This is a genomic window from Pseudanabaena sp. UWO311, assembly GCF_006937785.1.
GTDB lineage: Bacteria > Cyanobacteriota > Cyanobacteriia > Pseudanabaenales > Pseudanabaenaceae > Pseudanabaena.
Genome location: NZ_SJEE01000002.1, coordinates 164400 through 190899, shown reverse-complemented (window position 1 = coordinate 190899; position 26500 = coordinate 164400). Strand labels below are relative to the sequence as shown.

Annotated in this window: 22 protein-coding genes and 2 pseudogenes; 19 read left to right on the top strand and 5 right to left on the bottom strand. The window is 43.3% G+C overall.

What is annotated here, in order from left to right; all coding sequences use genetic code 11:
• Positions 1 to 272 precede the first annotated feature (272 nt).
• From PseudUWO311_RS02655 to PseudUWO311_RS24800, 4 genes and pseudogenes are all read left to right on the top strand, one after another.
• The gene (locus PseudUWO311_RS02655) at positions 273 to 2633 is read left to right on the top strand and encodes a PAS domain S-box protein (protein ID WP_142653537.1); all 2361 of its coding nucleotides are present in this window, start codon (positions 273 to 275) and stop codon (positions 2631 to 2633) included.
• Positions 2584 to 3207 (top strand): annotated as a pseudogene (locus tag PseudUWO311_RS24810) (PAS domain-containing sensor histidine kinase); the annotation flags it as partial. The gene PseudUWO311_RS02655 and the pseudogene PseudUWO311_RS24810, both read left to right, overlap by 50 nt.
• A gap of 12 nt (positions 3208 to 3219) precedes the next feature.
• Positions 3220 to 3747 (top strand): annotated as a pseudogene (locus tag PseudUWO311_RS24805) (sensor histidine kinase); the annotation flags it as partial.
• A gap of 54 nt (positions 3748 to 3801) precedes the next feature.
• Positions 3802 to 4206 (top strand): response regulator, encoded by a 405-nt coding sequence (locus PseudUWO311_RS24800; RefSeq protein ID WP_411729372.1) that lies wholly within the window; start codon positions 3802 to 3804, stop codon positions 4204 to 4206.
• Positions 4207 to 4505: 299 nt separating this feature from the next.
• Here the strand turns inward: PseudUWO311_RS24800 and cobT are convergent, their stop codons facing one another.
• On the bottom strand, positions 4506 to 5564 hold the full coding sequence (gene cobT / locus PseudUWO311_RS02645; RefSeq protein WP_142653535.1) for a nicotinate mononucleotide-dependent phosphoribosyltransferase CobT: 1059 nt from the start codon (positions 5562 to 5564) through the stop codon (positions 4506 to 4508).
• Positions 5565 to 5908: 344 nt separating this feature from the next.
• Between cobT and PseudUWO311_RS02640 the strand changes: the two genes are divergently transcribed.
• From PseudUWO311_RS02640 to PseudUWO311_RS02600, 10 genes are all read left to right on the top strand, one after another.
• Positions 5909 to 7054 carry a Re/Si-specific NAD(P)(+) transhydrogenase subunit alpha gene (locus PseudUWO311_RS02640; RefSeq protein WP_142653534.1) on the top strand — a complete coding sequence of 382 codons (1146 nt, stop codon included), beginning with the start codon at positions 5909 to 5911 and terminating at the stop codon, positions 7052 to 7054.
• 267 nt (positions 7055 to 7321) lie between these two features.
• Entirely contained in the window at positions 7322 to 7612 is a 291-nt protein-coding gene (locus PseudUWO311_RS02635) for an NAD(P) transhydrogenase subunit alpha (RefSeq protein WP_094533598.1), read from the top strand.
• Between the two features lie 18 nt (positions 7613 to 7630).
• Positions 7631 to 9031: an NAD(P)(+) transhydrogenase (Re/Si-specific) subunit beta gene (locus PseudUWO311_RS02630; protein WP_142653683.1), complete on the top strand. Its 1401-nt coding sequence runs from the start codon at positions 7631 to 7633 to the stop codon at positions 9029 to 9031.
• A 152-nt stretch (positions 9032 to 9183) separates the two neighbouring features.
• Positions 9184 to 9948: a GUN4 domain-containing protein gene (locus PseudUWO311_RS02625; protein WP_142653533.1), complete on the top strand. Its 765-nt coding sequence runs from the start codon at positions 9184 to 9186 to the stop codon at positions 9946 to 9948.
• Positions 9945 to 10136, top strand: coding sequence for a hypothetical protein (locus tag PseudUWO311_RS02620; RefSeq protein ID WP_142653532.1), 192 nt, complete (start codon positions 9945 to 9947; stop codon positions 10134 to 10136). Before PseudUWO311_RS02625 ends, PseudUWO311_RS02620 begins: the two co-directional genes overlap by 4 nt.
• Positions 10078 to 10233 (top strand): hypothetical protein, encoded by a 156-nt coding sequence (locus tag PseudUWO311_RS23875; RefSeq protein WP_190303369.1) that lies wholly within the window; start codon positions 10078 to 10080, stop codon positions 10231 to 10233. Before PseudUWO311_RS02620 ends, PseudUWO311_RS23875 begins: the two co-directional genes overlap by 59 nt.
• 149 nt (positions 10234 to 10382) lie before the next feature.
• A complete protein-coding gene (locus tag PseudUWO311_RS02615) occupies positions 10383 to 10919 on the top strand; it encodes a hypothetical protein (RefSeq protein ID WP_142653531.1) in 537 nt (178 codons plus the stop codon).
• A gap of 107 nt (positions 10920 to 11026) precedes the next feature.
• Positions 11027 to 11923, top strand: coding sequence for an ABC transporter permease (locus tag PseudUWO311_RS02610; RefSeq protein WP_142653530.1), 897 nt, complete (start codon positions 11027 to 11029; stop codon positions 11921 to 11923).
• The gene (locus PseudUWO311_RS02605) at positions 11920 to 12633 is read left to right on the top strand and encodes a hypothetical protein (RefSeq protein ID WP_142653529.1); all 714 of its coding nucleotides are present in this window, start codon (positions 11920 to 11922) and stop codon (positions 12631 to 12633) included. Before PseudUWO311_RS02610 ends, PseudUWO311_RS02605 begins: the two co-directional genes overlap by 4 nt.
• A 619-nt stretch (positions 12634 to 13252) precedes the next feature.
• Positions 13253 to 15043 carry a proline--tRNA ligase gene (locus PseudUWO311_RS02600; protein WP_142653528.1) on the top strand — a complete coding sequence of 597 codons (1791 nt, stop codon included), beginning with the start codon at positions 13253 to 13255 and terminating at the stop codon, positions 15041 to 15043.
• Between the two features lie 27 nt (positions 15044 to 15070).
• Here PseudUWO311_RS02600 and PseudUWO311_RS02595 read toward each other — a convergent pair whose 3' ends face one another.
• On the bottom strand, positions 15071 to 16378 hold the full coding sequence (locus PseudUWO311_RS02595) for a plasmid pRiA4b ORF-3 family protein (protein ID WP_142653527.1): 1308 nt from the start codon (positions 16376 to 16378) through the stop codon (positions 15071 to 15073).
• A 123-nt stretch (positions 16379 to 16501) separates the two neighbouring features.
• Complete coding sequence (locus PseudUWO311_RS02590; protein ID WP_142653526.1) at positions 16502 to 17782, bottom strand: response regulator; 1281 nt, start codon at positions 17780 to 17782, stop codon at positions 16502 to 16504.
• Positions 17783 to 18245: 463 nt separating this feature from the next.
• On the opposite strand from PseudUWO311_RS02590, the gene PseudUWO311_RS02580 reads away from it, so the two are divergent.
• From PseudUWO311_RS02580 to PseudUWO311_RS02565, 4 genes are all read left to right on the top strand, one after another.
• Positions 18246 to 19964 carry a DUF3352 domain-containing protein gene (locus tag PseudUWO311_RS02580; RefSeq protein WP_223807420.1) on the top strand — a complete coding sequence of 573 codons (1719 nt, stop codon included), beginning with the start codon at positions 18246 to 18248 and terminating at the stop codon, positions 19962 to 19964.
• 225 nt (positions 19965 to 20189) lie between these two features.
• Positions 20190 to 20906: a DUF3386 domain-containing protein gene (locus tag PseudUWO311_RS02575; protein ID WP_142653524.1), complete on the top strand. Its 717-nt coding sequence runs from the start codon at positions 20190 to 20192 to the stop codon at positions 20904 to 20906.
• A 95-nt stretch (positions 20907 to 21001) separates the two neighbouring features.
• Positions 21002 to 21838, top strand: a complete 837-nt coding sequence (locus tag PseudUWO311_RS02570) for a hypothetical protein (RefSeq protein ID WP_142653523.1) — start codon at positions 21002 to 21004, stop codon at positions 21836 to 21838.
• Positions 21839 to 21936: 98 nt separating this feature from the next.
• Positions 21937 to 22227, top strand: a complete 291-nt coding sequence (locus PseudUWO311_RS02565; protein ID WP_142653522.1) for a hypothetical protein — start codon at positions 21937 to 21939, stop codon at positions 22225 to 22227.
• 40 nt (positions 22228 to 22267) lie between these two features.
• On the opposite strand, the gene PseudUWO311_RS02560 is transcribed toward PseudUWO311_RS02565, so the two are convergent.
• Entirely contained in the window at positions 22268 to 24163 is a 1896-nt protein-coding gene (locus PseudUWO311_RS02560; protein WP_142653521.1) for an AAA family ATPase, read from the bottom strand.
• Positions 24164 to 24307: 144 nt separating this feature from the next.
• Between PseudUWO311_RS02560 and PseudUWO311_RS02555 the strand changes: the two genes are divergently transcribed.
• A complete protein-coding gene (locus PseudUWO311_RS02555) occupies positions 24308 to 24730 on the top strand; it encodes a gamma-glutamylcyclotransferase (protein WP_142653520.1) in 423 nt (140 codons plus the stop codon).
• Positions 24731 to 24768: 38 nt separating this feature from the next.
• On the opposite strand, the gene ilvD is transcribed toward PseudUWO311_RS02555, so the two are convergent.
• A complete protein-coding gene (gene ilvD / locus PseudUWO311_RS02550) occupies positions 24769 to 26454 on the bottom strand; it encodes a dihydroxy-acid dehydratase (RefSeq protein WP_142653519.1) in 1686 nt (561 codons plus the stop codon).
• Positions 26455 to 26500 lie beyond the last annotated feature (46 nt).

Sequence of the window (26500 nt, the reverse complement as noted above, 5' to 3'; positions counted from 1 at the left end):
AGCTACTTGTTTGATGTATTTAGATTAGTTGTTACAGGGGCGATCGGTCACCTTGCAAGCTGTTAGGGATTTTTAAGGGTAAAAAATAGCCAACACCTAACAAGTTGTTAGGTGTTACCAATTAAAGAGGGAAAGTTGTGCAATCCCTTTTTTGAAATAAGCCACAGCTACTTTAATAAAAGGGTTTTGGTATCACCTATTGAGCAAAAATTTTTATGGGATAATTTTAAAAGATAAGTCAACGTTAAATACAATAAGTATAAATACTATAAATGACTGATCAACTCTTGCAGACTGCTATAACCCTGTTGATAGTCGATGACGCTGAGACCGATCGCGAAACTTACTCGCGTTATTTGCAATCAGACTCAGAGATAACTTATCGCATTATCGAAGCGGCAACCCTAGCAGAAGGTTTAGAACTGTGGCGATCGCATTCGCTTGACATTGTGTTGCTCGATCTGAGTTTGCCCGATGGCAATGGGCTGGAATTTCTAGAAGCAATCAATATCGATCATGCAGAAGATCGAGTTCCTGTGATTATGTTGACGGGGCAGGGAAATGAAAAAACGGCTGTAAGTGCTATGAAATTGGGGGCGGCTGACTACTTGCTGAAAGGGGATATCACGGCAAAATCACTCACTACTACGGTTAATCGCGTGCTGCGAGAAACTGCGCTAAGTCGTCAACTTTTGCGATCGCAACAACAGCAAATATTAATTTCCGAAATCGCACTGCGGATTCGCGAATTTACGAATTTAGACGATATCTCGAATGCAATTGTTAAAGAAGTCCGTCAATTTATAGATGCCGATCGCGCCACTATTTATAAGTTCAACCCAGCAGATATGAGTGGCAAAATTGTTGCCGAAGATATTGTCTCACCTTGGCAGCCTTGCTTAGATATGCAAGTTCAAGATACTTGCTTTCTAGAAAATCTTGGTGGTGCATATTGCGAGGGGAGGATTTTCGTCGCGAATGATATTTATGCAGCTAATTTGACAGCTTGCCATATTAAACTGCTCGAAAGATTTCAAGTACGCGCCAATCTGGTAGTGCCGATCCTGTTACCAAATGCTAACAAACGCATTTTATGGGGTTTGCTAATTTTGCATCAATGCGCGGCTCCAAGGATTTGGCTAGAGTCAGATGTTCAGCTAATTCAACAGCTAGCGGTGCAGCTAGCGATTTCTATTAAACAAGCGATCGCCTATCAACAAATTCAAAATGAGTTGGCAGAACGCAAACGAGTTGAGGCTTTATTCCTAGAGCAGCAAGCAGAGTTAGAAACCCGTAATAACTTGTTAGAAATTACAGCAGCAGACTTGGAATGTACTTTAGAGGAATTGCGGGTCACTACTGAAGAACAGGTTTTGCAAAATCGACTACTGGAATACGAACAGTATCGCTACCAAAATTTATTTGACTTTGCGCCTGATGGTTATCTGGTGACAGACTTATCGAGCAGGATATCAGAAGTAAATCAAGTTATTTTAGAATTGCTAGCAATTAGTCGTGAGTTTATTTTAGGAAAGCCACTGGTGATGTTTGTTGCCTCTGAAAACAGAGATTTTTTCTATAGCCAACTCAATAGTCAGTCACCTTCAAGCAATGCAAAAACAACTTGGGAAATTACGCTGAGAAACTATCATGGCGATCTTTTTCCTGCCGAAATTAGCGTCATCCAAAATAGCAATCTTGGTAATAATAAGCCTCAACTATTCTGGATGATTCGCAATATCAGCGATCGCAAACGCGCTGAACAAGAACTGATACAACTCAATCAATCCCTAGAAGTAAAAGTTACAGAACGCACTCAAGAAATACAACTGCAATCGCAAATGCTGGAGCAGATTCATGATGCAGTAATTTCTACAACGATTGATGGCACAATCCAAACTTGGAACTTTGGGGCGGAGAGACTCTATGAATACAAGTCTGATGAGGCGATCGGGCAGAACGTTAGTATGCTTTATCTAAATGAAGATTTGTCTCTTATGATATCCGCAGTCTTTAGACCGCTATTAGAAAATGGAACTCATGAAGTTGAGTTACGGAATCGGACAAAATCAGGAAAAATAATTTATATAGGCTTGCGTCTTTCGCTCGTTCGGGATGAAATGGGAAATCCCATTCGCTTAATTGGTTGCTCTGACAATATTAGCGATCGCAAACAAGCTGAAAAAGCCTTAAAAGAAAGCGAACGCCTTTTCTCAACATTGGTCTCTACTTCTCCTGTTGCCATTACTCGCTTCGATCTTTGCCCATTAAACTGTATCTACGTCAACGAACGTTGGAGCGAAATGACAGGAAGATCCGCCGCATCAGCAATGGGGAAAGGATGGCTCGACGCAGTGCATCCCGATGATCGAGATATGATTAGAGGCTTGACAGAACATGAGTTCTTCTCGCCTTCATCCCGACAACTTATGATGACTGGGGAAGGCAGACATCTTCGCCCAGATGGCACTATTAACTGGTATTTTTCTCAACTCGTCAAAGAATTCAATGATAGCGGGGAAGTCACTGGCTACATCGGATCGTTAACCGATATTAGCGATCGCAAAAAATGCCGAAGCAGTCTTGAGAGCAAGCGATCAACGTTGGCAATTTGCCTTAGAAAGCGTTGGTGATGGCATTTGGGACTGGAATGCTCAAACCAATGAGGTCTTCTTCTCCCAGCAATGGAAAGCCTTGCTGGGATATGCAGATGATGAAATTGAGAATAGATTTGAGTCATGGGAAAATCTCGTCCACCCCGACGATATCGCCCAATCCTACGCGGATATCAACAAATGCCTCAATAGGGAAACTCTCTTTTACGAAAACGAGCATCGATTACGATGTAAAGATGGTAGCTATAAATGGATCTTAGCCCGTGGCAAAGTGTTTGAGTGGGATGTCAATGGTCATGCCTTACGAATGATGGGTACACATACCGATCTAAGCGATCGCAAACAAGCTGAAGCCCAACTAAAATATATTAACGATGAACTGCTCCGCGCCACCAAGCTCAAGGACGAATTTCTCGCTAACATGAGCCACGAACTCCGCACGCCACTAAATGCCATCTTAGGGCTATCAGAATCCCTTAAAGAAGAGATTTTGGGTGCACTAAACGAAACGCAATTAAAGGCGATCTCTACAGTCGAGTCAAGCGGCGAACATTTGCTATCACTGATTAACGACATTCTCGATCTATCAAAAATCTCAGCAGGGATGATGGAACTAGATATTGAATCAGTCTCAGTCAATGCTCTCTGTAATTCCAGTCTAGTCTTCGTCAAGCAGCAAGCATTTCAAAAGAGAATCAAAATCCATAGCCATATTCCGACCCATATAAACAACATCAATATCAATATCGATGAACGTCGCATCAAACAAGTATTGATTAACCTGCTCACAAATTCCGTCAAATTTACTCCCAATGAAGGAAATATAAGTCTCCTCGTTGCGATCGGTAGCGGCGATACATGGCAAGGTGAAGCGACAATTCCCCAACAACTTAGAGATATGAATTCGCCGACGATCCTATTTCAAGTAGTCGATACGGGCATTGGTATCTCCGCTAAAGATTTGCAAATGCTCTTCCAGCCCTTTATACAGGTCGATAGCGCCCTTAATCGTCAGTACGAAGGCACTGGCTTAGGACTAGCCCTAGTTAAGCAGATTGTCGAACTGCATAGTGGTCAAGTTATAGCTGAGAGCGAAGTTGGACAAGGTAGCTGCTTCACAGTTGCTCTACCCTATGATCACTCTCCTTATTGCACATTAGAATCTGAACCAACCGTCACAAATTCACTGCCACTAGCTGAAAATCCTAAAATTGCGATCGCGCCACTTATTTTACTCGTCGAAGATAACGAAGCAAATATCCAAACCACAACCTCCTATTTGACTGCCCTCAATTACCGTATCATCGTCGCCAAAAATGGAGAAGAAGCTGTGAGCATGGCGAAGGCAAATTCCCCTGATATCATCCTTATGGATATTCAGATGCCGGGCATCGATGGTCTAGAAGCAACTAGACAAATTCGCCTCGATCCTAACTTGATTAACACTCCCATCATTGCCCTAACTGCTCTGGCGATGGAAGGCGATCGTGAAAGATGTCTAGCGGCTGGTGCTAATGACTATGTGTCTAAACCTATCAAGCTTCGACAACTTAACCTCTTAATTCAGCAGACTTTAGGTTCCGTAAATTGAGAAAAGGAGCTAAGGGATTTGTGATTTATAGCTGTCGCCAAATGCACTAGGACATAAAACCCAAGAATTGGTTGGCAGCGCGGAGCGCTGCCAACCAATTCTTGGGTTTTGATTTGTCCTAAGGCATGTGATACCAATTCACAAAAGTGTGACAACACTGTGAATTAAAAAACAAACCCTGTAAGGGTTTTAAAACACAAAATGGCTACGCCATTTTGTGTTTTGGTATGACATTAGCTATATGATTGCTGGCTATCGGGATAGAGAGACTGTCAAGCAAAATGTGTAAAGTCTGGAAACTATAGCTGAGATTCGATCGCATTCAACAATTTCTCTTGCGTCCAATTTTGATATAAATGCGCGGCGATCGCTGCGCCCCCAGCGCCAACACCTTCTTTCACAAAACCTTGTTCATAGGCTCGCAATTGTGCAAACTTAGACTTGGCAAAACTTAGCTGTGTGGCTAGTAAAGGCACATCTTGAACAGCTAAGGCTAGATCGACGGTATTACCCGTGGGATCTTCAGCAACCCATCTGGTTGTGCCTGCAATAATCGCATCAGGATTCCATACAAGATTTTGATGGGCAGCGATCGCTCTTGCTAACGCATATACCGCTAACATTTGAGTCCCACCTGCCAGCAATACACCTGCATGACGACTGGCTGCGATCGCCATTCCTGCCACTGCGATTTGCATGGGATCTCCTACTGCTGCAACGATCTCGAAGGGCGTGGCTGGTTGTTCTAGATGCTGTAATCCAGCTTGCACGATTTCCCACTTTTGCGCATGGTTACAAGTGGAATGAGAGCTATTTACTTTATCCTTTGCAGCAATTCCTAATCCTGTTAGCACCGCTAAAGCGGTAGTTGTCCCACCAACTACGCATTCACTCAAAATTACATAAGCGCCTGATTGGGCGAGCTTTTCGCCCCATACTAAACCTTGGACAAATAATTGCAGCACAATTTCAATTGGCAAAGCCTTACCTGTACTTAGACACTTTGCTGGTAATCCAGAGAGGGGGATCGCTTGAATAGTCGGCGCGATCGCTAAACCAGCATCAAAGATAAACAGCGGTAATTCTTGGGCAGCGACAACGGCTCGGGAAATTAAGACTGGCGAGGCTCCAGCAACTAGGGGTGGTAAAGGGAAACTGGTGTTAATTCCTGTTGCCAGAAATTCAGCATCAGCGATCGCTGTATATTTACGATCCTCAGGAGTTGCTCCTGCTGCGGAAATATTGGGGATTAATCCTGTCTCTGTAAATCCCAGCACACAAGCAAATACTGGACGTTTTCCACGATAGTTTTTGAGCCAAGACTTGGCTTTTTTGCGTTGTGTGTAGGTCTTGATCATTTAGACTTGTTTGCAAAAGTTATTGAAAGTAAATATTTCTACGGTACTTTCGTTAAGACAGTTAAAGATTATCCGAAGAAGTAGCCAAAAGAGCACATGTAGGTTCTTACAATGAAACTAACACATATAGCAATCCTAAATAAATTGCTGTAAGTAAGGGCAAATCATGAATTGTCTCTACTTCCAGCAATTTATGATCGAAAGAGCCACAATAAAATTTCTATAAGTGTTAATTTGCGCCACTTATAGAAGTTTTATTGGTTCGGTTTTAAGTACAAAGCGCTGTATCTGGGTTGACCGATCATACATTTCGGTAAGTGAAGATAATTGAATAAGGTGCATGAATGAAGATAGGCGTAATCAAAGAAATAGAATTTGGAGAACGTAGAGTCGCTCTAATTCCTGAAGTGGTGAGTCGCTTGGTCAAAAATGGTTTGGAAGTCTTGATCGAGAGTCATGCTGGTGAATCATCTTTTTTTGCGGATGCAGCTTATGAAGAGGTTGGAGCCAAAATTATTTCTGACAAGAATGTTCTGATTAATGAATCAGATATTTTGCTAAAGGTGGGTGCACCTCGCGAAGAAGAAGTTAGCATGTTCAAATCTGGGCAAATCACGATTGGTTTTCTCAATCCATTAGGAAGACCTGAACTGATCCGCCGCCTCGCGCATCAGGGAGTAACAGCCATGAGCATGGAGATGATCCCCCGTAGCAGTCGGGCGCAAAGTATGGATGCACTCTCCTCACAAGCCTCGATCGCTGGTTATAAAGCCGTACTGATCGCAGCAGCGGCTTTACCAAAATATCTCCCCATGCTAACTACCGCAGCAGGCACAATCCCGCCTGCGAAAGTGGTGGTATTGGGTGCAGGTGTTGCTGGGCTTCAGGCGATCGCAACGGCGCGTCGTCTCGGAGCACAGGTGGAAGCCTATGATATTCGTCCTGCGGTGCGGGAGGAAGTGCAAAGCCTTGGTGCAAAGTTCATCGATGTAACCTTGGATGAGGATACGACCGCCGATGGTGGATATGCAAAAGAAATTTCTGAAGCAGCAAAACAACATGCTCAAGTCATTCTTGCTAAGCATATTAAAGAAGCTGATATTGTCATTACCACTGCCCAAGTCCCTGGACGTAAAGCCCCAGTAATGGTGACTGATGCCATGATTGCCCATATGAAGCGTGGCTCGATCATCGTTGATATGGCTGGTGAACAGGGGGGTAATTGCGAAGGGACGATCGCTGGCAAGGATGTAATGTGTCATGGCGCAATGATTATTTCACCAATCAATTTGCCATCATCAATGCCAATTCATGCTTCGCAAAAATACGCTAAAAATCTGCTCAACCTTCTCAATCACTTGATCAAGAAAGGTGAACTGGATCTTGATTTTGATGATGACATTATCAGCAGTACTTGTATCACTCACGCTGGCGAAATTCGCAATCAGCGCGTTAAAGATGCTCTCTCTCAACTAGCTGTCCCAGTCTAAGAAACCATGTAAGAAGTACTTTCTGCGGTCAAAAGCTTTAAGAGATCCCCCTCAATCCCCCTTAAAAAGGGGGAAGAATTTAATTCTCCCCCCTTTTTAAGGGGGGCTGGGGGGGATCTAGACAATTCTTAAATGATTTCTAATATCAAAAAACAAAATGGCTACGCCATTTTGTTTTTTGAAAACCCTTACTGTGTTTAAGTCTTAATTCACTTTCAATTGATTTGAACTTGTTGGCACTGAAGTCAACAAGTTCGTTAAACAACTATGAACGAATCATTAATTAGTGCTCTATTTGTCTTTGTGCTTGCTTCCTTTGCAGGATTTGAAGTAATTAACAAGGTTCCCCCAACATTACATACTCCCCTGATGTCAGGGTCTAACGCCATTTCAGGCATATCCGTCATTGGTGCTTTGATTGTGGCAGGTAGCGATGTGAATCCTAATCTCTCAGTAATTTTAGGACTGATCTCGGTAGTCTGCGCCACGATCAATGTTGTTGGCGGATTTCTGGTTACCGATCGCATGTTGCAAATGTTCAAAAAGAAAGAGGCGTAAAGCACCATGCTAGAAAATATTTTGGATTATGTCCCGACGGGGATTCAGCTTACCTATTTGGTGGCAGCTTCCTTATTTATGATTGGTCTCAAACAGATGGGATCACCTGCTACAGCACGTCAGGGGAATTTACTTGGCGCGATCGCCATGTTGCTAGCGGTTGTAGCTACGTTACTTGACAAGCAAGTATTGAGCTATAGCTTGATTTTGGTAGCGATCGCGATCGGCTCAGCGATCGGCTCTCTGATTGCTTACAAAGTTGCGATGACCGATATGCCGCAGATGGTTGGCTTACTCAATGGTTTGGGCGGTTTGGCTTCATCTTTAGTAGCTGTAGGCGAATATTGGCGGGTAGTCAGTCATGGGTTGACCCTCCCATTAGTCGATAATCTTTCGATTACCGCTAGTGTCCTCATTGGCAATATTACCTTTACGGGTAGCATGATTGCCTTTGCTAAATTGCAAGGAATCATGAAGGGCGCACCGATTCGCTTTGGCTATCAGCAGACAATCAATATTTTGCTACTGGTCACTTTTGCTGCTGGTTCAGTCATGCTGATTGTCAATCCTGCTGATCTGGTCGCATTCATTGGCATAAATATCATTTCGCTCCTAGTTGGCGTATTGTTTGTAATCCCCATCGGTGGCGGTGATATGCCCGTGGTAATCTCGCTGCTGAACTCGCTGTCAGGGGTCGCAGCCAGTGCCGCAGGCTTTGTGGTGATGAATAATGTGTTGATTATTTCAGGTGCATTAGTTGGCGCTTCAGGTTTGATCCTCACCCAGATTATGTGTAAGGCAATGAACCGAACTCTTCCCAATGTGCTATTTAGCGGCTTTGGCACAACCTTAGTCACAGATGGTGACGCAGGCGATAGCAGCAACAAAACCGTGAAAACCATTGACCCTGAAGAATGCGCGATGATGTTGGGCTATGCGCGATCAGTAGTAATTGTGCCTGGCTATGGCATGGCTGTCGCTCAAGCTCAGCACGCTGTGCGAGAGTTATCGGACATGCTCGAACGCAAAGGCGTAGAAGTAAAGTTTGCCATCCATCCAGTTGCGGGGCGGATGCCAGGGCATATGAACGTGTTGCTAGCGGAGGCTAATGTGCCTTACTCGCAACTCTATGACATGGACGATATCAATACGCAGTTTGAGAATACCGATGTGGTATTGATTATCGGCGCGAATGATGTGGTCAATCCTGCGGCAAGGACTAATCAAGCTAGCCCCATTTATGGAATGCCGATTTTAGATGTGGATAAAGCTAAAAATGCGATCGTGATTAAGCGCGGTATGAGTGCTGGTTTTGCAGGTGTCGAAAATGACTTGTTCTATCAACAAAAAACAATGATGTTATTTGGTGGCGCAAAGGACATGGTTGGCAAGCTTGCAAATGAGTTAAAACAAATCTAGCTTTTGGCTTTGACAGAAAGGTGTTTTGAAGGAAGACTTGCTAAGTGAGTCTTCCTTTTCTTTAGGAACTTATTTAAGAATTATGTCAATTCTCTCTAATTCCTTAAAAATTTGTTTTTTAATCATTTCAATTCTTAGATCGTGAATTCATAATGGCAATTCCTAAACTTGGGAAAAAAATATGGATACTAATCGGTGTATTCTCTGCTATCGCTACTTGTGCAGGATGGTTTTGGGCGAAAAATAGCTATCCCTACTTACTAGAAAACCCCATCTGGCAGTTTAACAAGCCATCGGATGAAACGATTATTCAATCCTTGCCATCGGTGCGAAATATTGACTATCGCCAACTGCGATCGCTACTAGAAATGCAGCAATGGGAAAAAGCAGATCAAGAAACAGGAAGAGTATTTGCGAAAGCTAGTGATTTGGAGTTATTCATGCCAATGAGTAGACAAGATATCCTTAATTTTCCTTGCACAGATCTCACAACAATTGATCGACTATGGCGAAAGTCTAGTAGCGGACGGTTTGGTTTTAGTGTGCAACAGAAAATCGTAGAAAGAGATCGCAACTTGTCAGATCCTGAACGCGATCAACAAATTTGTATGCAAAAATGTAGCGCTGAAATAGATAAGATAAGCTCAAAGAGTTCTAATTCAGAACAAGACTATCTCAACACTACGGCATGTAGCAGCCGTTGCATTGCCAAAAAGATTAATAACTTAATAAGTAGAATTCCTGAAAGAATGGGACGAGGGGATATCAAGTCTTTGAGCAAAGGTTTAAAAAAAGGGCTGCAATTACCAGACGGCTATTATCCCTCTTGGGGTATTTACGGGGAATCGGATTTTAGTAATTCCCTGACCTATACCTATCGTGAGTTTGCAGAGCGCTCGGCTATGTGTGGACTATGATAGATATGTGGGTCATCTTTACAGATAAAGATTTTGTCATCTATGCTGTGCGCCCATTTCCGCAGTTACGTATGGGATTGAATCAAGCTTTTGCGGCAATGGCAGAACAGGGAGACGATATTTTGCTCGATGCTGTTAGCCCAGCTGATTGGGAGCGCGTTGATTGGGCGTGGGATTATTCGCACTGATAAAACAAGATTGGTGAAGCAGCGTAATCAAGGTAGTCCAGTAGGATGGGTTACGCGATCGCTAACCCATCCTACTGGACTGTTTTATCTAAAATAGTGCAATAGAAAACTTTGTTAAGCCAGTCTTGACACCCTTTTAATAAATCAACTATTGCATCACTTTAGATGAAACAGTCCACTACATTTCTCTGTACAGAGCGCTTTAATTTGCTTGCGTATATTTGAATAGGATCGAATTTATTAGTCATGAGTTTACGACGAATTTTTGGATTACTTCTCATAGTCTTTGGCACAGTGACATTGATCTTTGCAGTGACCAGCATTTCTTATAATCCCTTTGCTGCTCTGATGTTTGGAGTTGGTGGATTGGCAATAGCGATCGCAGTTTTGTTGTATCGTCCGACTAGCTTGCTCGACGGAACTCGCGCTATAGTCTCATGGATTCTGATCTTGGCAGGTATACCTGCGATTGTTTTTACTCTGAGGGTACTGATGGCGGGAGGGGATATCTATATGATTATGCTGTATGGGTTGCTAGGATTAGCTGCTGGTACTTTGGGCTGGACATTGCTCAAGCCCAAGTTCCCCATCGGTATAGCGCGAAAGATTATCAGTGGAATTTGTATTACATCAGGAGCTGGGGCTATTCTTTTTCCTATTTTGATTTTGTCTATCTATGGCACTAGAATTCCCTTTGTCTCCGTTGTGCCTATTTATGTCATATCTGGTGTAGGACTTGTTGCAATCGGTAGCTTATTACGAAGATTTCCCCAACCAAAGTAGAAATAGCCGCCTTTATTTATAAATCGCGTATTGCCTCTATTCATTTTTTTTCTCTCTCTAACAAAACGTTATGATTGGTATTGTGGCTAATTTGTCCAAATAAACCTATGACTCAAACCTCCCCTCCGCCTTTACCAATCCAAGAACCACAAATCCAGCAATTTGTTACGCCCGAAAGTCCCAAGCCCAATTTTTTGTCAGCAGATTTTCGGCAAGAGGTGACAGCTTTAACTACGAGGCTATTTATCCAACTGCGTCGTCGCCCTACAACTTTGATCGCAGGGGTGTTGCAGCCATTGATGTGGTTATTGCTGTTTGGCGCGTTATTTAGTGGGTTGCCCAAAGGTTTAGTCGGTGATGGTCAGACCTATGTGCAGTTTTTAGCGGCGGGGATCATTGTATTTACTGCTTTTAGCAGCGCACTTAATTCGGGATTGCCAATGCTATTCGATCGCGAATTTGGTTTCCTCAATCGCATCTTAGTCGCGCCCCTAGTATCCCGATTTTCGATCATTGCTGCTTCCGCGATTTTTATCATTGCTCTGAGTATGGTGCAAACTTTAGCGATCGTAGCGGTCAGTGGACTTATGGGTGCAGGGTTGCCGAGCCTAAGTGGTTTAGCGGTAATGTCTTTAATCTTGATGTTGCTAATCGTAGACTTTACGATGTTGAGTTTGGGACTTGCTTTCGCAATGCCTGGACATCAAGAGATGCTTGCGTTTATTTTCTTGGTGAATTTGCCATTGATGTTCTCTAGTACGGCTCTTGCACCACTTGCCTTTATGCCCACTTGGTTGCAATGGATTGCTAGCCTTAATCCTCTATCTTGGGCGATTGAGACGATCCGTTATGTGTACAGCCATAGCACATGGGCATGGGATAGCGTTGTGTTTACTGCGCCTTGGGGAAATATGACAATCCTTTCCGCCGCGATCGCTTTATTGGGTTTCGGCATATTCGTTAGCGTATTCATTCGTGGTACTTTGCGCCGAGGCATAGCATGATTGCAGAAACAGGTGAAGTCCCTGCTTTTCCTGAAGTTCAACCTTTTGCAGATAACTGGTCATACCTGAAAGCGGAATTAGCTTGGCTCGATCGCATATTAATGAGATCGCTAGCTAAGCAGCGCCAAAACAATCAAGAAGTCGATCGCGTGGCAAAGTCGGCCGCCGATCGAGCTACTAATCATTGGTGGAAAGGCTTTATTGCGATCGACCCATCTAAAGGTGGGAGCCTTGCCCCAAAAAATCCACCACAGATTATTCATCCCCTTGGGCGCTATGGCGATCGCGTTGAAGCTAGTCTCGCTCAAAATATTCGCCTCGCAATCCCTACTCTATGCGATCGCTTAGAGCTAGGGCTCTTTGAGCGCGATCTGTTAATTCTCTGTCTCGCACCTGAGATTAGCCGCCGTTATGAAAGGATTTATACTTTCCTCAATAATGATGAAACTAATTGCCGACAGCCAACCGTTGATTTAGCGCTGCGGCTCTTTTGTCGCTCCGATGCCGAATGGCGTAATGCGCGTAGTACGCTCTCAGCAACATCGCCACTGATCAAGCGGAAAATTATCCAGCTTTATTTGCCAACCACTAGCACAGCGCGATCTCTACTTTCTAAAGCAATAGTCCTCAGTGAAAAAGCAGCTACTTATCTACTCAGCGAAGATATTCCAATTGAAACAGTCCTTCCTAAACCTAGGAAGAGAAAATAGCAGTAGGTCAGAAAATGCATTGATTGGATCGCGCTAATGAGGATTATTTAATGCCGTCACAGTGGTTGCGATCGCTTACATTCTTCAAGTTTTGATAGTCTTGTAAATAATTCCAAGATAGGTTACATACTTCGAGCAACAGTCGCTCCAAATCAAAATCTGCAATCAATAGGTTTATTACTAGATGTTGTCAGAGTCATCACCTTTCCATCAGGGCTCAATTACATATTTGTCAAATAGCCCCGAATTTGGAGATAATACCAATTCACAAAAGTGTGGCGACACTTTTGTGAATTGAAAACCAAACCACATAAGGGTTTTAAAAAGACAAAATGGCTACGCCATTTTGTCTTTTGGTATAAATAGAATAATCAAATCGCGGTCTTTCTTTATTGCAATAGCACCAACACCAAGGCTACAAGTCCTGATATGATCGACAGGCAGAATCACAGTTAATACAAATTCACGAAAGTATTGTCACACTTTCGTGAGTTGAAACCCAAACCCAGTAAAGTTTTTTAAATCAAGAAATGGCTAAGCCATTTCTTGATTTGGTATAACGGATTAACGAAATTCTAGCGAATATCCCTAGCGAACATCAGCGAACACCTCCAGCAATATGCGTCTATCTCAAATGCTCTGGGTCACTCTGCGAGAAGATCCCGCCGAAGCAGAACTCACAAGTCACAAACTCTTACTCCGTGCAGGCTATATCAGGCGCGTAGGTGCAGGTCTGTATGTGTACTTGCCGCTCATGTGGCGCGTCCTGCAAAAGATTTCGGCGATCGTCCGCGAAGAGATGAACGACACAGGGGCGCAAGAATGTCTATTAACGCAACTACAACCTGCGGAACTATGGCAAGAGTCTGGGCGCTGGGATACCTATACCAAAGCTGAAGGGATCATGTTTGCCCTCACCGATCGCGCCAATCGTGAAGTCGGGCTGGGTCCTACCCATGAAGAAATTATTACGGCAATCGCTAGAGATATGATTCGCTCCTATCGCCAACTGCCGCAGCATCTGTATCAAATCCAAACCAAGTTTCGCGATGAGATTCGCCCTCGCTTTGGTTTGATGCGTGGTCGCGAATTCATCATGAAGGATGGCTACTCATTCCATAGCTCCGAAGCAAGTCTGAAAGAGACTTATTATGAAATGGATCTCGCCTATCGCAAGATGTTTGATCGCTGTGGTTTGAAATTCCGTGCGGTCGAAGCTGACTCAGGTGCGATCGGTGGTTCTGGTTCGCAGGAGTTTATGGTACTTGCTGAAGCTGGCGAAGATGACATTCTCTTTACCGAAGATAGCAGCTATGCCGCCAATGTAGAGAAGGCAATCTCAATCCCTCCAGATGCTGTACCTTCGCATTTCGATAAGTTTGAGAAAGTGCATACACCCAAAAAGGGAACCATCGAAACTGTATGCAAGTTTCTCAAATGCTATCCTACGCAGATTGTGAAGCAGGTTCTCTATCAAGTTGTATATGACAATGGTACAACTGTTTTAGTGCTAGTTAGCATTCGTGGCGATCGCGATGTTAATGAAGTGAAATTACAAAATGAACTGACCAAATTAGCTGCCAATTACGGCGGGAAAGCAGTTATTAACCTCCAAGTTGCCGATGCTGAATCTCAACAAAAATGGGCGCATTCCAAACTTCCTGTCGGATTTATCGCCCCAAGTCTGGAAGATTCCTATATTGATCCAACCGCAAATGTTACGCCGAAGTTCTTACGCTTAGCCGATCGCACAGTTGCAGATTTGCAGAACTTTGTGACGGGTGCTGATGAAGCAGACTATCACGTTGTGGGTGCAAATTGGGGTAAGGATTTCACGTTGCCCACCGTTGTAAATCTAGATAAAGCCAAAGCAGGCGATCGCGCTGTTCACGATCCTTCTCAACTCTTACAAACTGCCAGAGGCATTGAAGTTGGTCATATCTTCCAATTGGGAACCAAATATTCCAAGGCGATGAAGGCGACCTTTACTAACGAGCAAGGCGAAGAGATGCCTTTAGTCATGGGTTGCTATGGCTTAGGGGTATCGCGCCTCGCCCAAGCTGCTGTTGAGCAGTCCTACGATAAAGATGGCATCATTTGGAATAAGGCGATCGCACCTTACCATGTGATCGTCACTGTGCCGAATGTGGGTGATGCTAAGCAAATGGATGTTGGCGAAAGGCTTTACACGGCTCTCGATGCTGCGGGTGTCGAAGTATTGCTTGATGATCGCGATGAACGAGCTGGCGTTAAGTTTAAGGATGCTGACCTTGTTGGTATTCCCTATCGTGTGGTTACTGGCAAAGCGATCGCTGATGGCAAAGTCGAAATTGTCAATCGGGCGACGAAGGTCGCAACGTTAGTGGAAATCGAATCAGTTATCGAATACTTACAAAACGAACTCAGGTAAGAAAGCGGCGCGTTGCGCCGCTTTCTTTTATTCTTCATCATAATCAGGATATTGCTCTGATGCTTTCCCCTTTTTATCGACAACCTTTGCTTTCTTGAATTTAGGATCAGGTTCTTCAATACTTTCTAACACCACATTAAATTCCCACCAGTCACCAAAGTCAAACACATAGGTAATGCGATCGCCAATCCCAATTTGCCAATCCCTAATCAAAACCTCATCAGTAGAAGGTGGATCTTGGGAATAAGGATGTGTGATACGTTGCTTACATCCTTGACGATCTTTATAGGTGAATTGATGCAGATGATCGTTATCGAAATTGAAAGCTTTCAGAATTGCCGAACTGAAATCATAGAGTGTTAGATTAGAAGGAATGGCAATCTTGCGCCACGCAGTTTTGAGCGACACCTTAAAAATAAATACACCATCTTTGGATTCAGCCTCAGGTAGCTGCAAATTTTTCTCCCATTCTGGGAATAGATCCAAAGCCTGAAATTCCTCTTGTAATATTTCTGTGGGTGTAGATTGCTGGACAACAACATCTACGCCAAGCAATCGCTCTTCTTCAAGTTCTTCTTCATATTCGAGAAACATTCCTCTCTGCCAATCAGTAGCATGCAACAAATGCATCAATGCCGTACCAAAAGGGAGTGGTTTAGCCTCGGTAATTCGCCATCCTTTTCCTGCTAGAGGCTCAGCATCTTTTACTTCAATAAATCCAAATAAATATAACAAAGCGACATTATGTAGCCTCAATTGTCTCAGCCAGTCTTCATCTTTGGAACTGGTGAAATTCAAACCTTTTGCAGGTAAATTGTTCCAAAAATTGAATATATACCACCAATCGTTCAAAGATCTACTTGCATTGTCCATAATGCCTTCATGAGCGTAGAAGATCCAGGTGGCAAGAAGATTGAAATACTTTTCGGTGTCGTTTAGCTCTTGCCATAACTGGAGAATTTGTGGATCGATTCGCAGTATATTCTTCTTTTTGTCTAATTGCACTTGTGCGATCGCAGAACTACGCAAAAGCAAATAGAGTCCATGAATATAAGGATAAGATTTTTGGCTAGGTCGCTGAAAGTCGATTTTGGTTGGGTGACTAAGGCGTTCATTGATATCTGCGAGATATTTTGGTGCGATCGCATTTTGATTGGCACTGACTTCAACCTTATGAAGTTGCAGAAACTCGATAAATGTCTCAAAATCCTGCACAATTGTATTTGGTTGATTAGTTGTGAATACTTGTTTGCTTAGTAATTGCTTTGATGATTCAGACAAAGGAGCTTTTTCTTGTTGTATTTCAGTTGGGAAGAGATTAAATAAATTAAACATAGTTTTCTATCTTTACAAAAATAGATTTGATTGATCTCTCGAAACGTTGTCCGTCCTACGGTATTTTTAGCTCAAATTAGAACGAATAGATTTATTAAAAGGGTTGTTTTGCAACTAATAAATCTATTGCGGTTCGTTTGATCGAGAATTGCTGTAACTAGGAGATTCTAACGAGTCATTTGGAGATACTTCTTCTGGATCTTTATCTTTATTAAAAGGAAGTAAATATCTCTGGATTTGCTTGCCAATTTTGTCGTTCCCAGACGTTTTCGATATAAAGGCTGTTGCACCCACAAATTTTGATCTAATCCGATCAACAAAAGTGTCATTACTAGTCAAAATTAGGATCGGCGTATCCTTAAACTCTGGTATGCGACGGATTTGGGTGCAGAGTTCATAACCACCAACAACAGGCATCACTAAATCTAAAATAACCATCTCTGGCTTGAGTTCAACTAGTAATGGCAATACATTGATAGGGTCTCGAATTCCCAGAAAACCAAATCCAAATCCTGAAACTATCTGTTCAATAGTGGCACAAACCTGATTGCTGTCATCGACGCAGGCTATGAGAGGACGTGCCATCAGGTCTGTTTTTTTCTGATTCTGGCTACTGTCTGGCAACTGAGTCGATTCATTTCTTAAAGATTCACTTGGAGAAAGCCCCGCAATGGGAGATTCAATATCGGCAACTTCCACTAGCCCGATCATGCCACGATGGTAATATGCCATTAGCGACTGCACAAGGTTCAGTAAGTCTTTCTTCATCCAAGTCGATAGCTCTCTCAGCGATCGCCTACCATCAAGAATTGTGATCAGCGTTTTGTAAGTGAGTTCTGAAGCTTCTTCCTTCAGTTGGGAAGGGCGCTTAATCCAAGGTGCAAGATTTGGCGAAAAATCGGCAATTCCAGCTTTTCGCCATGTTAACCATTCTTGATGGGCATAATCAATCGCATGTTCTGCATGGATCAGTGAAATCACTGGCGTAATCTCATCCTCAAAATCACAATAGTAAGTAATCTTTTCATTAGCTGCACATTGGATGATGTCAAACAATACTTCGTGAACAAAACCCTCAATAATAGGCGTGATTTGCTCACGACTTAAAACCATTCTTTTCATCAGGATTACCAGTACATGGTAATCCCATAGTCTAATTTCCTCGATTGTGCGGAAAGAGATTTTATTAAAATCTATCTGTAGCTTGTACTTACTAATCAGCCTGCGCCAACGCCGATGATGATGCACTCCCCCCGCAGCCCACACCAACCGACCATGACAGTAGTAGATGCTCCATTTGTAATCTTTGACACTATGTAGTTCCAGCTTGCCAGTAAACTGCTTGCGCCCATAGCCTCGCAACTGTTCAACGAGGCTATAAACGGCTAGATTATCTGTATCCATGTGTCATCTATACGTTTTAAATAAAGTTGAGTTTTTTAGCTTTAAACATGAAAAATCCATGTTTTTAAAGTCAAGATGAGTTTGCTAATCAAAAGCTTGCTCGCTATTAAAAATTCATTTTCTGCAAAACTATATTCAAAAGAATACAGCAATTATCATTGTCAAATCGTTTTTTTGATTTTCACCGATCAACTCTTGTAATTAAATTGATTTTGATTTTTAACTATGACAAAAGCAAACCCAAAAAGAGAGTTGCGGCGCGAAGTGCCACAACTCTCTTTTTTGGTTTGCTTTTGTCTTAACATAAGTGGTTATAGCTATAAAAATATATATAAGAGTAGATTTTATCAGAAATTATTTTTATATGGCGATTGGCGCTCTGATTATTTATGCCCGATTCTGTAGTATCTTGATTGAGACTTGGCGCTCAACATCTTGCAACTTTTAGGTTTATTCCATACCCATGTCGAAGTCATCTAAACCCAATAAATCTGCTAAACAAAAACAATCACCAATACTGATGTATATCGGCATTGGTGCGGCTGTGATTGCCGCAGGGGCTGGGGGTGCTTATTTCTATTTTAATCAGCGATCACAATCAATTAAAGGCATTTTGGGTGCGGCAGCGGCGATCCCCCAAGAGGCTCAAGTGGTGATGGCTTTTAATACTAAGTCTGAGCCTTGGAATAAACTAGCCCAATTTGGTACGCCCGCCTCACAAAAACTGATTGGTGAAGGGCTTACCAAATCTCCTCTAAATTCGTTATTAGTCCAGAGCAAAACTGAATATAGTCGCGATGTGCAACCTTGGTTAGAGGGGTACATCATTACAGCGCTTGTGCCTAATGCCGCGCAACCACAAGCGCCTGCGGCAACCTTAGTCATTGCCCCAACCCGCGATCGCAGTAAGTCCGAGGCTTTTTTGTCAAAATATCGTGGGGCTTTGACACAACAAGGCGCAAATTTTACCGCCAAGCAGTACAAAGATGTTACCTATTACGAGTCCCCCACAAAAGATCCCAATAACAGTGTGGTGACCGCTGATATTGGTGGGCAATATGTGGCGATCGCCACTAGTCCGCTCTTGATCCAACAGGCGATTGACACCTATAAAGGCAGCAATCCGTCCCTTGCGAAGAAGCCAATTTTTGCCAAAATTTATGGCGCTACCAATCAAACCAAAGTTGTAGAGCCATTACTACAGGTTTATCTAGATGGCGATGTTGCCCTAGAGTTTATTGGCTCTCAGGCTAATCTTAATCTTAACGAAGCAGCGATCGCGCAGTCAAAGCGAGAACTGGATGCAATGACTTTGACAGGCGGTACGCAAAAAGAAGGCTTGCGTTTTGAGATTAATACTTATCTCAAAAATGATAATTCTAATCCCCTAGCTAATAACGATGCGAAGGTTCTAAGTCTCTTACCACAGGAAACTTTCTTGTTGGTTTCGGGAGTAAATCTTTATCAGTCTTGGCAATCGCTAGTTCTCCAAGCCAAAGGAAATGCTAGTTCCGCTCAGCTGATCGAGCAGATTCGTAAGTCTGTAAAAGATAGTACGAAGCTTGATCTCGACCAAGATATTCTCAAATGGATGAACGGTGAATTTGCGATCGCGGCTATCCCCAACAATCAGGGCATTTTGGCAAATCCTGGGTTTGGATTTGTTGCGATCGCCCAAGCTAGTGATCAGAATGCTGCCAAAACCGCGCTTGACAAAATCGATAAGGTCGCACAAGTAAATTCTGGAGGGTTATTGCCCAAAGGAGTTGATCTAAAACCCAAACAAATTGGTGATAAATCGGTAATTGCTTGGGCGATCGGCAATACCAATGTGGCTACTCGCGGCACTTTAGATAATAATTTTGTTTTTTGGTCTATGGGCGATCTTGCCGATACCTTTGTTCCTAAGCCTGCTAAAAATTTGCCTGAAAGTAGTTCTTTCAAAATTCTAACTACAGATATTCCTAAGTCTAATGGCGGTTATTTCTATCTGAATATGACTACCGCTCTCTCCCTTGCCGATCGCCTTTTACCGCCTGAGGTGAAGTCAAATCCTAGTTTTACTGAAATTCGTTCTGTGCTAGATGCAATTAATGGCATTGCCGTTACATCCACGAATGTTGATGCCAAGACAACCCGCTTAGACTTCTTATTTACGCTCAAACCCACCCCAGGCAACTAACACCAAAGCACAAAATGGCGTAGCCATTTTGTGCTTTTAAAACCTTTACTAAGTTTGGTTTTAAAAGCACAAAAGTGTCGTCTCACTTTTGTGAATTGGTATAGAAATAATGCACAGCTCATTGCGCTGCAACTCATTGCTCCTAAAAATGTCATTTTTTCAAGGCTAGCAGAAAGTAAAATATTGAAGATACTCAATACCTTACTTAATTACCTTTAACAAAAAATGGTTACCACAGTCCCCGATACCAAATCCGATACTAGCGCCCGTGATCTATTTCAGGCTGCTTACGAAAACCGTTATACATGGGACAGCAATTTCCCAGGATTAACTGCCGATGTCTCCGTAGCAATCGATGGCGTAGCCCGCACTGGCAAGGTAAGTATTAAGCCAGATCTATCCGTCGAAGTGAGCATGGATGAGCCACAACTAATTGATCGCACCACCCGCACCCCTAGCGGCGAAGAAAAGACGGTTTCTGTGGATGAGGGTCAAGAATGGCTATACAACCAATTGCGCGATGTAGTAACCCATCGCAAGCGCAAAACCTTTGAAGAAGCTCACGGTAAATCAGCGTTTAACCTTGGTGCAGCCGATGAGTCAGGAGCCGTAGAAATCTTGGTTACTGGTGATTCGATGGGATCAAACTACAAAGTACGTGGCAAAGAGATCTCAATGGTCAGTCGCGTCATGGGACGTATTGGCTTCGTGATTAATCATCTTGGACATTTAGACACTGGCGAAGGTTATATTTCTTCTCTCTATACGGCAGTATTCCGTAATCCGATGAATGATGAGATTGTTCGTCAAGCTCGTTTTGAAGATATATACGAAAAATTGGGTAATTACTATGTGATGACCAAGCAAATCGTTCAATCTAACGAGCAAGGCAATACCAAAAACTATGAAATTACTTTTAGTAATATTCATCTCCTAGGCTAAAGTTCAATCTGTGTAAAAACCTACTGAGCAAGGGTTTTACAAAGGCTGAATAAGGGGCTAAATTTAGCCCCTTGCCTGTTCTGAAAATAGTAATTATGGCGACAATTATGAGAGCCGATCTGGAACGGTTATTAATTTCGGAAGCGGAACTATTGCAGTTGACAGGGTTTAATCGCCAACAGATTTTGCCATCAATGGATTTAACCCCGCGACAGATCAAGATCCAGCGTGTAATCGCATTGGGAATTTCTGGGATTAACTTTATCTCATTTGCTAGTATTTTTGTACCGCCATTAAGGATCGCGGGAATTATCTTTTTGCTAGGGTTGACATTGGGGGCAGTGAGTTTAGCAATCGAATTTGTCGAAGTAACTGTACTTTTCTTTTGTGTTTCTTTAGGCGCAGCTATTTTTTCACTATATGTCTTAACAGGAGCACCATTAGGTATAGTTTTACTATGTCTTGGATTTGCGATCGCTAGTGGGCTTTTGGCTTTATTGCTGATCAGATTAATAGTTCAACAATGGCGAAAGTCAAAAAATGCTCATCGACAAAGAGGTATTCCATCAGTTATTTTGCGCCTATTTAAGGAAGTTGATAAATGCAATAAAACCATCTGCGATATTGATGTATTTGATCAGCTACAAGATGCAGGAAATCCGATTAAATTAGAGTCGAGAGAATCAGCGATCGCAGCTTTGAGAATGACGCGCAATGATATTGTGCGAGCATTAAAAACTGAACGGATTTTACGCGAACATCCAGACTTTCATCCTGATCGGTTTGATATTGATTTAAATGCATTTGAAGCCATCCAGATCAATAATCGTGCGAAGGAATATGGGCGGATTTTTGATGCGACTGTACAAATAGCGATCGATGTGCAGAAGGCGATGACTGAACTACAAGAATCAACCTCAGATTTTTATTAAAAGAGAGTTGCAGTACATCGCGCCACCACTCTCTTTTGGTTTTTTTGAGCTTTATTTAGTTAAAATAGGGAAATACCTACAAATGCCTAAATGTCTCTATGAAAGATACCAAAAATGAAAACGCTACTTTAGATGAAGATGAGCTATTTCGTTTGGGGGGTAAAAAGTCAAATTTTGTGATTACACCTGCGGAAGTTCGATATCACCATATTAAGGTTGAAGATTTGGATAAGCCTGTAGCGGCGATTACCTACAACAATTCCACTTATAGCCTATTTCGTGCTAGCTTTGACTGGTCAGAAGTAGAAAAAATAACGAATCGTCTTTCGGCTGCCTATGTGATTACAGTCATTAAAAAAGGTTGGGCAATTTGGGTGTTTGAATACTAAATAAACCAGGGGGCATTGTATCCTTAGGTTTTATTTTGATTTAACTGCGTTGTTCTTGAATTTCTGACAAAGCTTGTTCAAAATCCTCATTTGTAATTCGCAGATTTTCAATCAGATTAGAACCATCTCGCTGATGACGACGAATAGCAAAAATGGCGGCGCGGTTGCTCAGGAAGGCGAGATCGGCTCCGTTCCAATTGTCTGTATGTTCTGCCCAACCCTCTAAATTGAGATTTTCTGCAAGGGGGCGATCGCGGTTATGCACTTCTAAAATTGAACTCCGACTATCGCGATCGGGTAAATCCACCATCATATGCAGCTCAATGCGACCAGATCGCAATAGCGCAGGATCGATCGACTCGCGGCGATTGGTTGCGCCAATTACTAATAGTCCCTCAGCAGATTGCAAGCCGTCAAGTTCTGTAAGTAACTGACCAATTACGCGATCGCTTACGCCGCTATCGCCTTGATAGCTTCCTCTTGCAGGTGCAAGCGTATCGATTTCATCAATAAAAATCACGCAGGGAGCAGCCAGCCTTGCTTGGGAAAATAACTGTCTGATTGATTGTTCGGAAGCACCGACCCATTTTGTCATTAGTTCGGAACCTGCAACAGAAATGAAATTAGCTTGGGCTTGAGTAGCGATCGCCTTGGCGAGTAGAGTTTTGCCAGTTCCTGGGGGTCCATAGAGCAGCACGCCTCGTGGAGCCTTGGCGTGAGTATGGGCATATAGAGCGGGATCAACCAAAGCACCTGCTACGGCTTCTTGAAGGGTTTGTTTAATCTTGGTAAGTCCACCAATTTCTGACCACTGGACTTTGGGAACTTGAATTTGCAGCGATCGCAACACAGCGGGTTGAACTTGCTTGAGCGCAAATTCAAAATCATCACGATTCACATCTAGATGATCAGGAATATCGGCAACACTTGTCACCTGCCGACGCAGAGCATTAGTTGCCGCCACTTGGCACAATCCTTTAATATCAGCTCCTACATAGCCATAGGCACGATCGGCGATATCCTCCAAATCAACATCACTAGTCAAAGGCATTGATCGCGTATGAATTTCTAAGATTTCACGACGGGCTTTGCGATCGGGGATTGGGAAAATAATTTCACGATCGAATCTACCGGGACGACGCAGAGCAGGATCGATCGCATCTGGACGATTGGTGGCTGCTAGCACAATCACGCCTTTAGTTTCCGCAAATCCATCCATTAAGCCTAATAACTGCGCAACTAGTCGCTTCTCAACTTCTCCTTCTACATTTGCGCGATTGGGAACGAGAGCATCAATCTCATCGATAAAAATCAAACAGGGTGAAGATTTTACAGCCTTCTCAAAAACCTGTCTTAGGCGAGTTTCTGCTTCTCCATAGTATTTACTAATGATTTCTGGCCCAACGATCGCAATGTAATTTACACCCAACACATTGGCTAACGATCTCGCCGTGAGGGTTTTACCTGTCCCAGGGGGACCAACTAGTAATACGCCCTTGGGTGGTTCTAGCCCCAATTTTGCTAAGACATCGGGACGCTTGAGAGGAATTTCGACTAAATCGCGTAATTGCGCTAAGGTATCACCTAAGCCACCCACTAGTTCAGCGATCGCTAGAGGTTTTTCGTTGGGAGAAATATCTTTTGGCGGCTCAGGTTTGACGACATGAGGAGATGTAACTTCGCGATCTCCACCTGATGTAGTTGCGGCACGCGGCGATCGAGGAATATTACCTCGTCGGGGAATACTTGATAAGGGGCGCGAAGTAACATTTACCTCGGTATGAATTTCGCCAGATTTTTGCTTCTCGTCTAATTTTTGGGCAAGATCGATGAGTTGATCGAGATTGAGTAACTGCTTGACATCATCTACCAGAGACTCAAATCCCTCGACTTTAAAGGCAAATTTGTCTTTAAAACTATCTTTGTCATTACTCATCGATGCTGCTTCCTATTAATAATCTTCTATGCGGCGATTACATTCTATGTTAGCGCTGATTCTAACTCTGATTGAGGTGCGATCGCATCAGCATAAAGTAGAAGCGGAGGTAACTTCGCTCAAACAAGTAACAAAATAAAGATCATGATCGCCAATATCCCTACACCCAATCTATGCCATGTTTTCGTCTATGGCACGCTCAAGCCAAATGAAGCTAATTACGACCAATATTGTGCTGGCAAAGAGATCTCTGTACAACAGGCGATCGCCTATGGTGAATTGTTTGCGCTGCCGATGGGTTATCCTGCGATGATTTTAGGAGATCGGCAAATTCATGGATATTTACTCTCATTTCCTAATGTCAGCATTTTGAACTCACTAGATCAATTAGAAGATTATCAGTGCGATCGCGCTACTTCTGAGAATTTATATAATCGCTATGAGATAGAAGTTTTTGATTTGGAAGGGAATTCTCTTGGCTTTGCTTGGGCATATTTTATGACTTCGCTGCAAATGAGCGAATTTGGAGGTGTCGCTCAAATCGATGGATGTTGGAGTGGAAAATAAAGATTAGCGGCGCGAAGCGCCGCAAATCTTTATTTCTATTAGAACAAGTCTAAGTCAGTCACAGCACCTTTACTGCTTGTCGAAACCAGTTTGGCGTATTTTGCCAAAACTCCTTTGGTATATCGAGGAGCAGGAGGTTTCCAATTCGCACGACGAGTAGTCAGTTCCTCATCGCTGACATTGAGTTGAATCAAGCGCTGATGTGCATCAATCGTGATGGAATCGCCTTCATTTACTAAGGCGATCGCACCACCCACAAAAGCTTCAGGTGCAACATGCCCAACCACCATTCCATAAGTACCGCCAGAGAAACGCCCATCCGTAATCAGAGCAACAGAATCACCCAAACCAGCGCCAATAATCGCACTGGTTGGCGCAAGCATTTCACGCATACCGGGTCCACCCTTTGGTCCCTCGTAGCGAATTACTAATACATCCCCAGAATTAATCTTGTTAGCGAGAATTGCCCCAAGACAATCTTCTTCCGATTCAAAAACACGGGCTGGGCCAGTAATGATTGGATTCTTGACACCAGAGATTTTTGCGACTGCCCCTTCTAAGGCAAGGTTTCCTCTGAGAATCGAGAGATGTCCTTGTTTGTACATAGGACGATCCCAAGGACGGATAACATCTTGATCGGCACGAGGTTCAGCAGGAATATCTTTGAGAAGCTCTTCGACAGTTTGCCCTGTGATCGTGATGCAGTCGCCATGAAGTAATCCATGAGTTAAGAGCATTTTCATCACCTGAGGGATCCCCCCTGCTTTATGGAGGTCAGTTGCAACGTAACGCCCCGATGGCTTGAGGTCGCAGAGAACAGGAACATTCTCACGGATACGCTCGAAGTCATCAAGGTTCCACTCCACACCTGCGGAATAGGCGATCGCTAAAAAGTGCAAGACCGCGTTCGTCGAGCCGCCTACTGCCATGACCACAGAAATCGCATTTTCAATCGATTTACGGGTGATGATGTCACGGGGTAACAAATTATTGCGAATCGCGTTGACTAAAACAGTGCCAGCCAGCTCGGTATTAGCGGCTTTTTCGGGTGCAACAGCCGACATGGTCGAGGAATACATCAAGCTCATGCCCATGGCTTCAAATGCTGAAGACATGGTGTTAGCGGTATACATGCCACCACAGGAGCCAGCTCCAGGACAAGCATTGCGCTCAACTGAGTTGAGTCTGACTTCGTCAATTCGACCAGCACTATATTGACCAACGGCTTCAAAAGAACTAACTACAGTCAAATCTTCACCATCAAGATGTCCAGGTTCAATTGTGCCACCATAGACAAATAAAGCGGGAATGTTCATTCTTGCCATTGCGATCATCGCCCCTGGCATATTCTTGTCACAGCCCCCGATCGCCAAAACGCCATCCATACTCTGACCAGTGCAAGCAGTTTCGATTGAGTCTGCAATCACATCACGGGACACAAGTGAATATTTCATCCCCTCAGTTCCCATGGAGATCCCATCACTGATCGTGATCGTGCCAAAAACTTGGGGCATCCCATTAGCAGCGCGAATTCCTGCTTCAGCGCGGATTGCTAAAGGTGCAATCCCCATATTGCAAGGGGTAATTGTGCTGTGGGCGCTTGCCACACCGACAATAGGTTTAGTAAAATCTGAGTCTTGGAAACCAACAGCGCGTAACATAGCGCGGTTAGGCGATCGCTGAACGCCTTCGGTAATTGCACGACTTCTGCGATTGTCGGACATAATTCACATCTCTGTTATTAGCTTAATCAACTAAAACATTTTAGAA